Source organism: Kitasatospora sp. NPDC057500 (assembly GCF_042802195.1).
In the GTDB taxonomy this organism is placed as follows: domain Bacteria; phylum Actinomycetota; class Actinomycetes; order Streptomycetales; family Streptomycetaceae; genus Kitasatospora.
Genome location: NZ_JBHVER010000270.1, coordinates 1 through 9,150, shown reverse-complemented (window position 1 = coordinate 9,150; position 9,150 = coordinate 1). Strand labels below are relative to the sequence as shown.

Genomic DNA, 9,150 nt, shown 5'->3' with positions numbered 1-9,150 from the left:
CCCGGAGCGGTTCGCGGACCCGCCGGGCCGGTCGGCGTACGGCTACCGGCCCCCGTCGATCAGCCCGAACTCCTCCAGCAGCGCGCCGACCTCGGTCGCCTCCATCCGGTGCAGCAGCCGCTTGCGCAGGAACTCCGGCCCGGGCAGGCTCAACTCCGCGCCGTCGCGCAGCCGGCTGGTCGCCGCGAGCAGCTTGCGCACGTCATAGGTCGAGTTGAACACCTCGGGGACCGCGCGCTCGACGTCCAGGAGCCGGTAGGCCGCCTCCATGCCGGTGCGCACCGAGTACTCGGTGGTGAAGATGCAGTCCCGCCCGGTCTCGGCGAACTGGCCGATGAACGCGAAGTTCACCGCCCCCTCCGGCACCACCTGCGGCCGGTCGCCGGCCTTGCGCGGCAGGAAGAACGAGGTGACGTAGGGCATCATCACCGGCACGCACCGGGCGGCCTCGGCGGCCAGCCCGGGGATCTCCGCCTCGGGCACGCCCAGGTGGTACAGCCACTCCTGGGCGATCTCCTCACCGGTGCACTCCTGCATCGGCTTGCGGACGAAGTCGCCCGGCCGGTCGACGAACAGCGAGTACAGCCAGACCACGACCTGGTCGGCCGGCTGCTGCTTGAAGTGCGGCTGCCGGTTGACCGTCCAGCTCAGCAGCCAGGAGGAGTCACGGGCGGTCACGATGCCGCCGGTGACCACCCCGCCGCCGAACGGGTCGCGCCTGGCGACCTGCTGGATGTACCGGGGGATCCGCGGGTCCAGCGTGGTGACGGTCGCCGACTCCCACTTGCTCTGCGGGATGTTGCCGCAGAACACCTCGGGGCGGCCGAACTCCGGATCCTTGGCGGCGATCCGCCGCCACAGGTCCCAGGCCGGCGCCGGCCCCTCGTTCAGCCGGGCCGGGGTGTGCTGGTCGCCGTTGTCGGAGTTCTCGGTGAGCGAGCCGATGGTGGTGAACACCAGGTCGTCCTCGCCGAGTTCCACCCCGCCGGGCTTCCCCGCCTCGGTCCAGTGGATCCGGGTCGCCCGCTTGCGCCCGGGCGTGAGGTCGAAGTCGATGTCGGTGACCTCGACCTCGTAGCGGAACGTCACACCCTGGTCGATCAGCCAGCGGGTCAGCGGCAGCACCATGGACTCGTACTGGTTGTACTTGGTGAACTTCAGCGCCGACAGGTCCGGCAGCCCGCCGACGTGGTGGACGAAGCGGTGCAGGTAGAGCTTCATCTCCAGGGCGCCGTGCCACTCCTCGAAGGCGAACATGGTCCGCCAGTACAGCCAGAAGTTGCTGTCCAGGAAGTCGCGGCCGAAGACCTCGTCGATCCGCTTGCCCTCGACCTCCTCACGGGTGGCCAGGAAGATCCGCACCAGGTCCTTCTGCGCCCGGTCGTTCAACGCGAACAGCCCGTCGGTACGGGCGTCCCGGCCACGCTGCTCGGTGACCCGCTGGAGCGAGAAGTTCGGGTCGTCCTTGTTCAGCCAGTAGAACTCGTCGAGCACCGAGGCGCCCTCGACCTCCAGCGAGGGCACCGAGCGGAAGAGGTCCCACAGGCACTCCATGTGGTCCTCCAGCTCCCGGCCGCCGCGCACCACGAAGCCCTTCTCCGGCTCCTTGATGCCGTCCAGCGCGCCGCCGGGCAGCCGCAGCCGCTCCAGGACGGTGATCCGCTCGCCGGGCACCTGCGCATCGCGTACCAGGAACGCCGCCCCCGCCAGCGAGGCCAGGCCCGAGCCGACGAACCAGGCGCTCGCCCGGTCGGCCCGCTCGGGCTTGCGCGGCCGGGCGAACGCCTCGTAGTTACCGCTGCTCCAGTACACGTGCACTCCTTCGATCGGTGAGCCGGCCGTCCGCGCGCCGGCATGCCTCGCCCACGCTCGCCAACGGCCTCTTCGGCGGCAACGCGGCTGGTCCGGACGGGTGAGGACCCGCGACGGCCAGGACGGCAGCGCTGCGCGCCGTGCTCACCAGCCTGCCGCGCCGCAGGGAGCGGCGGAGCGGCCCACCGGGACCTGGTTCGAGGCCCGGAGGTCCCTGGCGGCCCGGGCGTTTGGTCCCGGTTCGGGCCGTTGCGGCGCCGGGCACTGGAGGGCCCGCTGCCCGGCGGGGTGCCCACGAGTGCCCACGAACAGCCCACCCCGGGGTGTCCGGGAGGCCGCGGCGGACGATCCTCGTGCCATGGCCTCGATCGTCGTGCTCTACGAGCTGGAACCCGCCCGGGTGCTCGGCCCCGACGGGGTCGAGCCCGCCGTGGCGGCCGTGCACGCCGCCGGATCGGATCCCGACGTGCCCGAGGACCCGCTGCCGAGCACCCTGTGCGGGCGGGACACCGGGGACATGGAGCACGCGCACTTCCGGCCGGGCCTGGGCGAGCCCTGGTACCCGCCGGCGCTCGCCGAGCAGCGCTGCCGGGAGTGCGAGCGGGCCCTGCGCGCCCTGTGACGCAGCCCCTGGAACGCCCCCGTAACGGACGGCGGGCCGTCTCCGGGCCGGGGGACGGCCGCCGAATCCGGCCGGGGGGCTACCCCCAGGAAAGTCGGGGGCCGTCCCCAGCGCGCCGCCACCGCCGCCACCGTGATGATCAACTCACCGGAATCCCGGGACCTACGAGTTGAGGAGCGGACACAGCGATGGCGGACAGCGAGCGGATCGGGCGGCGGGGACTGCTGGCGGCGACGGCGGCCGTGGCGGCGGCGGCCGTGCTGGCCCCGGTGGCGGCGGTCGCCGCCCCGGTGGGACAGCCCATGGGGCAGCCGGCGGTCACGGCGGAGGCGGAGGGCGCCCGGCACACCGCCGTCGTACGGGCCCTGGACCGGGCAGCCCGCCCGCTGCGCACGACGGAGCCCGGCGGCCCGAGCACCGACCTCCGCGCGCTCGCGGCGATGATCGGCGACGCCGAGGTGGTCGGCCTCGGCGAGGCGACGCACGGCTCGCACGAGTTCTTCGCGATGAAGCACCGGCTCTTCCGACACCTCGTCGAGGAGAAGGGCTTCACCACCTTCGCCCTGGAGACGAGCTGGACCAGCGGACTGCTGGTCGACGCGTACGTCCAGGGCGGCCCCGGCGACGCGCGGCAGGTCGTCAAGGACGCGCTGGGCGGCAGCCCCTGGGAGCGCGAGGAGTTCGCCGACCTCATCTCCTGGATGCGCGCGTACAACCTGAGCCGCCCGCAGCGCCCGCTCCACTTCCTGGGCGACGACATCGGCGCCCCCGGGCTCGGCGACGCCGTCTTCGAGCGGGTCGCCTCCTACGTCCGCCAGGCCCGGCCGGACGCGCTGCCGGCGCTCGACGGGCTCTACGCGGGCCTGCGGCCCCTGGACGACACCATCGCCTACCTCGGCAGGCCCCTCGCCGAGCGCCGGGAGAACTCCGCCGGGGCCCAGCAGGCGCTCGACCTGGTCGCCGCGAGCGGCACCCCCGGCGACGAAGCGTACGAATGGGCCGTGCAACACGCCCGCAACATCGCCCAGACCTTCGCCTTCGCCGCCCTCGACATCGCCGACCCGGCCTCGGTCTCCGCCGCGGAGCAGCTGCGCGACCGGGCGATGGCCGACAACACCGCGTGGTGGCAGCGCCGCACCGGCGGCAAGGTCCTGCTGTCGGCGCACAACGGGCACACCGGCTACCTCGCCACCGACACCTTCATGTACCCCGAGCCGCAGGGCTCCCACCTGCGCGACGCCTACGGCAGCGGCTACCTCGCCATCGGCTTCACCTTCGGCAGCGGCTCCTTCCTCACCAACGACGAGGTGCTGACCGGCGGCTGGAAGACCGTCACCGTGCCGCCGGCCACGCCGGACATGAACGAGCACACCCTCGACCGGGTCCGCCACCGCGACTACTACGTCGACCTGCGCACCCTCCCGCGCACGGCCCGCGACTGGCTGGACGTCAGCCGCCCCACCTACGACGCCGGCTCGGTCTACATCAGCGACCCGATGCCGCGCCTCGCCGTCGGCCGGGCCTACGACGTGCTGATCCACCTCAACGAGGTGCACGCGGCCCGCAAGCTCTGACCGCGGGCCAGGAGGAGCGGCCGGGTCGGAAGGCGGGCCGGGTCAGAAGGTGCGGCCCGGCCAGGGGACGTCGGTGGCGACCGCGGCGGAGTAGTCGACGCCCGGCACCGAGAACCCGTACAGGCGCTGGACCTCGGCACGGAACCAGTCGAGGTCCGCGAGTGCGGCGACGGTCCCGGTCGTCGCGGCGTCCCAGCGTTCGGCCACCGCTGCCTGGACGCCGTCGGCGAACTCCCAGGCGTCCAGCCGGATCCGGCCCTCCTCGTCCAGGGCGAGCGGGGTCGCGCCGGTGAACTGGTCCCACAGTTCGGCCAGTTGAAGGACGGGCGGGACCATGCCCTCGCCGAGGACGCCGCGCAGCAGCCCGGTGTACAGGGCGATGCCGGGGATGGCGGTGGAGGACTGGGTGACGGCGGCGCCGTTGACGGAGGTCACGGCCCGCCCGCGCACGGTCCTGGCGAGCCGCTCGTCCAGCGTCCGGGCGGTGGCCTCCAGATGGGCCTTGGCCGCGCCGATGGTGCCCTGGCGGTAGATCGCCGCGGTCAGCGGAGAGCCGATGTACGACAGCGCGGCGGTGGTGAAGCCGTCGGCCAGCAGCCCCCGGACGGCGAGGCGGTCGATCCAGCGCTCCCAGTCCGCGCCGCCCATCACGGCCACGGTCTGCTCGATGTCGTCGCCCTCGGCCGGTCCGGTCTCCACCTCGCGGACCTCGGGGGCGCCCCGGTCGTCGAAGACCAGCGTCCTGGTGCGGTCGGCCCGCCCGATCGGCTTGAGGACGGAGGAGTACGTCGTACCGGAGCCGGGGTCGGTGCGCCGGGGCGCGGCCACCGAGTAGACCAGGTAGTCCAGGCTGCCGCCGAACCGCCGCTCGACGAGGTCGGCGACCTGCTCCTTCATCGCGTCGGAGAACGCGTCGCCGTTGAGGAAGACCAGGTCCCGCCCGGCGTCGCGGGCGAGTTCGGCGGTGGCCGAGGTGCGGTACCAGCCCGCCGTGGCGGTGCGCCGCTCGGTGGGGGCCTTCTCGAAGGACACCGCGATGCCCCGGATGCCGGCCCGCTTGAGTCCGGCGACGGTGGCCGCGAGGCCGTATCCGGCGGAGGACCCGATGACCAGCGCCACCGGCCCCGCGTCCTCCGGCGGCAGGCCGGGTGCGGCGGGGCAGTCCTCCCACATGTCGGCCACCACCCGGCGGCAGCCCGCCGGATGGGAGTCCAGGAAGAGGAAGCCCCGGTTGCGGGGAGTGAGAACGCGCGAGTCCATGACGGTGGGTCCCTGGGTCCGAGGTCGGCAAGGAGGGGGCGCGGAGGCCGCCCGGGCCGTCGCGCTCCGCCAGTCTGCGCCGAAGCCGGCCGGGCCGGGCCCCGCGTCGGGGACAACGATCACCGGTCGATCTTGGAGTGTTCCCACCACGGTGCGCCCGCGGGGAGCCGGCCGGAGCGGCCCCGTGCCGGGGACCCGGGGCGGCGCCCGACGACCCGGCCGCGCAGTCGGGCGGGTCGAGGCTGCTGACCCGCTCGCCCGGCTCCGGCATCCGGCCGAGGATCCGGCGCCGGTTCAGCAGCGCGTTGCGCACCCGCAGTCCGGCCGCGGTGCCCGGTGCCCGTTGCCGGCGACGAACGGGTCGGTGCGGTCGCCGCCCCTCCGGCAGCCCCGTGCGTAGTCGCCCGGTAGCATCCGCCCATGACCGAGGACGGCGTGACCACGGACACGGACTTCGACGACGAGGAAGCGCGGGTGATCAGCTGGCGCAACGCGTCCGTCGGCCTCGCGGTACTCGACGTCGAGGACGCCGAACTGCTGCAGGGCTGGCGCTCCGACCCGGAGGCGGCGCACGAGATCGGCTTCTGGCCGCGGTCGCTCTCCGAGCTGCGCGAGCGCGTCGAGCGCGACCGCGACAACGATGACCGTGACGACTTCCTCGTCCTGCTCCCGAGCGGCGTCCCGATCGGCCACATCGCGCTGACCGACCAGGACATGGTCAACGGGACGGCCCACGTGGAGCTGGTGCTGGGCCCCGGCCACCGCGGCCGCGGCTACGGCACGGCGGCGCTCGACGCCCTCGTCGACCTGGCCTTCGGCGAACTCCCGCTGCACCGCCTCGCGGTGGAGACCCACACGGACAACGGCGCCGCACTCACCGTGCTCGCCAGGGCCGGATTCGTGCCCGAGGGCGTCAGCCGCTCCGCCTGCTTCCACCGGGGCCGCCGCTACGACCTCGCAGTGCTCTCCCTGCTCCGCACCGACTGGGAGGCCCTGGAGCGCCCCCGCGCCTGGGACGCCTGACCTCCGGGCTCCTCGCGCCAGGCCGCCGGGGCGGGCCGGTCAGGGGGCCGGGGTGGCGGGGGCGAAGGCGCGGGCGACGGCGAGGCTGTCCTCGTAGACGTGGTGGCGGGTGATCAGGCCCTGTTCGACGGTCAGGTGGAGGGCGAAGCGGGCGCGGTAGGGGCGGCCGGTGGAGCGGGCGGTCCGGCGGATCTCGCCGAGGACGACGGCGTCGTCGCCGTCGACGAGGATGCGCTCGACCGCGGTCGCGTCGGCGCCGGGCACATGATGCTCGGCGAGCGCGCGGTAGTGCGCGGCGGCGTCGGCGCGGGTGGTGCGGTGGCGGATCCAGGGGGTGTCGGCTCGGCCGTGCTCCTCCTCGGGCCAGTCCAGCTTCCAGTCCCCCTCCGGCGCGTAGAGCTCGGCGATGCGCTCCGGGTCGCCCTCGCCGATCCGGCGCAGCAGCTCCTCCAGCACGGCTCGGGTTCCGGCGGTCGTCGTCGGCTTCGTCGCGGTCATCCGAGGTTCCTCCCCGTCCATGGTCCGCACCGTCTTCCGGCGCGGTGGTCGCCATCCTTCCCGAGGGTCCCGCCGTGCGTCGATGACCTCCGAGGTCATGCCCGGCCGGGAGCGGGAGGGAGCGGGTGCGAGCGGGTGGGACCGGGCTCTCGGAAGGGACGGGCTCCGCGAGGCTTCCGTGTACCCGGTTGGAGGAGCCGCGCACGATCCGTCGGAGCGATCGGAGCCGGGCGTTCGGCGCCCCGGACCGAGGCGGCCGTCGAGCGCGCGTGAGCCGTCGAGCGCTCTCGGGACCGGAGCGCCGGTGTCAGCCGGCGCCGAGCAGGCGGGCGGCCTCGGTCAGGGCCGGCCCCAGCGGCAGGTCGAGGCGGAGCGCGGCGAGGTCGTCGCCGCGGGTGGGGCCCTGGTTGACGATGGCGACGGGCAGCCGTGCGCGGGCGGCACGGCGTACGAAGCGCAGGCCGGACAGGACCGTGAGCGAGGAGCCGAGGACCACCAGCGAGCCGGCGGCGTCGACCAGTTCACAGCAGCGCTCGACCCGGGCGGCGGGCACGTTCTCGCCGAAGAACACCACGTCCGGCTTGAGCACGCCGCCGCAGTCCGCGCAGGGCGCGACGCGGAAGCCGTTCACCAGCTCCTGCGGCAGCTGCGCGTCGCCGTCGGGGCGCAGCACGGCCCCCGGCCGACGGAAGCCGCGGTTCAACTCCTCCAGGCGCCGGTCGAGTTCGGACCGCGAGCTGGTGCTCCGGCAGTCGAGGCAGACGACCCGGTCGAGCCCGCCGTGCAGTTCCACGGTCTCGCGGGTGCCGGCCGCGTGGTGAAGTCCGTCGACGTTCTGGGTGATGACCGCCCCGACGTGGCCCGAGCGGCGCAGGAGTTCCACCGCGCGGTGCCCGGCGTTCGGCCGGGCCCGGGCGAAGAGCGGCCAGCCGGTGTGGCTGCGGGCCCAGTAGCGGCGGCGGGCGGCCTCGCCGCCGATGAACTCCTGGTAGGTCATCGGCGTCCCGGTGCGGCGGCGACCGGTGGCACCCCGGTAGTCGGGGATGCCGGACTCGGTGGACAGCCCGGCCCCGCTGAGCACCACCGCGTCGCGCCGCTCCAGCATTCCCACCAGCCCGGCGAGGCCAGCGAGCTCGGCGGCGCCGACGGGGTGCTCCGGGGCACCGGTGTCCGAGGCTTCCATACCGCCGAGGGTAGCCCTGCCGGGCCGGTCGGCCGGGGTACCGGGCCGGGACGAAAGAATCTTCGTCTCCGGTCGGTGGAGTGACCCCACTTGAGGGGGTCGTGGCCGAAGAATTTCCTGCCGTGATGGTGGTCGCATGTGCCGGTGTCCGTCGGCCGGTCGATGACGGGGGAGAATGTGCGGGTGAGCGATGTACGAGAAGTCCTGGATTATCCGACGTTCGGTCGGGCGGTGCGCGAGCTGGCGCAGGCGGTGGCGGATGACGGGTTCGAGCCCGATCTCATCCTGAGCATCGCCCGTGGCGGTGTGTTCGTGGCGGGCGGCCTGGCCTACGCGCTGGACTGCAAGAACATTCATCTCGTGAATGTCGAGTTCTACACGGGGGTGGGCACGACCCTCGACATGCCGGTGATGCTGGCGCCCGTTCCCGAGGCGATCGACTTCACCGACAAGAAGGTCCTGATCGCCGACGATGTCGCCGACACGGGAAAGACGCTGAAGCTGGTGCGCGACTTCTGCCTCGGCCACGTCGCCGACGTGCGCTCGGCCGTGATCTACGAGAAGTCGCACAGCCTCGTGCAGTGCGAGTACGTGTGGAAGCGGACCGACGACTGGATCAACTTCCCGTGGTCGACCGAGGCGCCGGTCGTCAGGCGCGCGGGCGGGGTCCTCGACGCCTGACCGGAGGAGGCGCCCGGCCGGACCGTTCGGCGTCCGCCCGGCGTCTTCCGTACCCTGGGCAGGGCCGTCCGGTGAGCCGCGCGGGCCCGCCCGGGCCGCACCGCCCGCCGGGGGCGGGTCGTGCGGGAGCGAGCGGGAGGTGGGCCGGTGGACGGTGGCGGCGTTCTGTGGTGGGTCGGCGGCGCGCTGGTGGCCGTGTCCCTGGCGATCGCGGTGGTCCTGGTCGTGAAGCTGGTCCGGGCGCGGAGGCTGCTGGCGTCGACCGGCGTCCCCATGTCGGCCAAGGTCCTGTTCTGGGCGTCCGTCGCCTACCTGGTCAGCCCCGTCGACCTGCTCCCGGACCCGGTCCTGCTGGACGACATCGGGCTGCTCCTGGTGGCCCTGCGCACCCTGCACAAGGCGGTCGGGCACGCGTCGCGCGGACCCGGCGGACCCGGCGGCGCCGACCGGTACGGACCGGCCTGACCGGCCGCCGGGGCTGGGGGCCGCCCCCAGCC

At 74.0% G+C, this 9,150-nt stretch carries 9 protein-coding genes; 5 read left to right on the top strand and 4 right to left on the bottom strand.

Going from position 1 to position 9,150, the window contains the following annotated elements; all coding sequences use genetic code 11:
• Positions 1-42: 42 nt before the first annotated feature.
• On the bottom strand, positions 43-1,812 hold the full coding sequence (locus tag ACFU74_RS33885; protein WP_380763836.1) for an oleate hydratase: 1,770 nt from the start codon (positions 1,810-1,812) through the stop codon (positions 43-45).
• A 358-nt stretch (positions 1,813-2,170) separates the two neighbouring features.
• Here ACFU74_RS33885 and ACFU74_RS33880 point away from each other — a divergent pair, with 358 nt between their 5' ends.
• Together ACFU74_RS33880 and ACFU74_RS33875 are read left to right on the top strand one after the other, a co-directional pair.
• Positions 2,171-2,434 (top strand): hypothetical protein, encoded by a 264-nt coding sequence (locus tag ACFU74_RS33880; RefSeq protein ID WP_380763834.1) that lies wholly within the window; start codon positions 2,171-2,173, stop codon positions 2,432-2,434.
• Positions 2,435-2,622: 188 nt separating this feature from the next.
• Positions 2,623-4,008: an erythromycin esterase family protein gene (locus ACFU74_RS33875; protein ID WP_380763832.1), complete on the top strand. Its 1,386-nt coding sequence runs from the start codon at positions 2,623-2,625 to the stop codon at positions 4,006-4,008.
• Between the two features lie 42 nt (positions 4,009-4,050).
• Here ACFU74_RS33875 and fabV read toward each other — a convergent pair whose 3' ends face one another.
• A complete protein-coding gene (gene fabV, locus ACFU74_RS33870) occupies positions 4,051-5,268 on the bottom strand; it encodes an enoyl-[acyl-carrier-protein] reductase FabV (protein ID WP_380763830.1) in 1,218 nt (405 codons plus the stop codon).
• A gap of 420 nt (positions 5,269-5,688) precedes the next feature.
• Between fabV and ACFU74_RS33865 the strand changes: the two genes are divergently transcribed.
• Positions 5,689-6,291: a GNAT family N-acetyltransferase gene (locus ACFU74_RS33865; protein ID WP_380763828.1), complete on the top strand. Its 603-nt coding sequence runs from the start codon at positions 5,689-5,691 to the stop codon at positions 6,289-6,291.
• Positions 6,292-6,330: 39 nt separating this feature from the next.
• Here ACFU74_RS33865 and ACFU74_RS33860 read toward each other — a convergent pair whose 3' ends face one another.
• Positions 6,331-6,789, bottom strand: coding sequence for a nuclear transport factor 2 family protein (locus ACFU74_RS33860; RefSeq protein WP_380763826.1), 459 nt, complete (start codon positions 6,787-6,789; stop codon positions 6,331-6,333).
• Positions 6,790-7,096: 307 nt separating this feature from the next.
• Complete coding sequence (locus ACFU74_RS33855; RefSeq protein WP_380763824.1) at positions 7,097-7,972, bottom strand: NAD-dependent protein deacetylase; 876 nt, start codon at positions 7,970-7,972, stop codon at positions 7,097-7,099.
• Positions 7,973-8,134: 162 nt separating this feature from the next.
• On the opposite strand from ACFU74_RS33855, the gene ACFU74_RS33850 reads away from it, so the two are divergent.
• The gene (locus ACFU74_RS33850) at positions 8,135-8,653 is read left to right on the top strand and encodes a phosphoribosyltransferase (RefSeq protein WP_380763838.1); all 519 of its coding nucleotides are present in this window, start codon (positions 8,135-8,137) and stop codon (positions 8,651-8,653) included.
• A gap of 147 nt (positions 8,654-8,800) precedes the next feature.
• On the top strand, positions 8,801-9,118 hold the full coding sequence (locus ACFU74_RS33845; RefSeq protein WP_380763822.1) for a YkvA family protein: 318 nt from the start codon (positions 8,801-8,803) through the stop codon (positions 9,116-9,118).
• Positions 9,119-9,150 lie beyond the last annotated feature (32 nt).

What these genes read in the sequence shown, in the direction of transcription:
- ACFU74_RS33880 (WP_380763834.1), top strand. Translation starts at nt 2,171, where the DNA reads ATGGCCTCGATCGTCGTGCTCTACGAGCTGGAACCCGCCCGGGTGCTC.
- ACFU74_RS33860 (WP_380763826.1), bottom strand. Translation starts at nt 6,789, where the DNA reads ATGACCGCGACGAAGCCGACGACGACCGCCGGAACCCGAGCCGTGCTG.
- ACFU74_RS33875 (WP_380763832.1), top strand. Translation starts at nt 2,623, where the DNA reads ATGGCGGACAGCGAGCGGATCGGGCGGCGGGGACTGCTGGCGGCGACG.
- ACFU74_RS33855 (WP_380763824.1), bottom strand. Translation starts at nt 7,972, where the DNA reads ATGGAAGCCTCGGACACCGGTGCCCCGGAGCACCCCGTCGGCGCCGCC.
- ACFU74_RS33850 (WP_380763838.1), top strand. Translation starts at nt 8,135, where the DNA reads ATGACGGGGGAGAATGTGCGGGTGAGCGATGTACGAGAAGTCCTGGAT.
- ACFU74_RS33865 (WP_380763828.1), top strand. Translation starts at nt 5,689, where the DNA reads ATGACCGAGGACGGCGTGACCACGGACACGGACTTCGACGACGAGGAA.
- fabV (WP_380763830.1), bottom strand. Translation starts at nt 5,268, where the DNA reads ATGGACTCGCGCGTTCTCACTCCCCGCAACCGGGGCTTCCTCTTCCTG.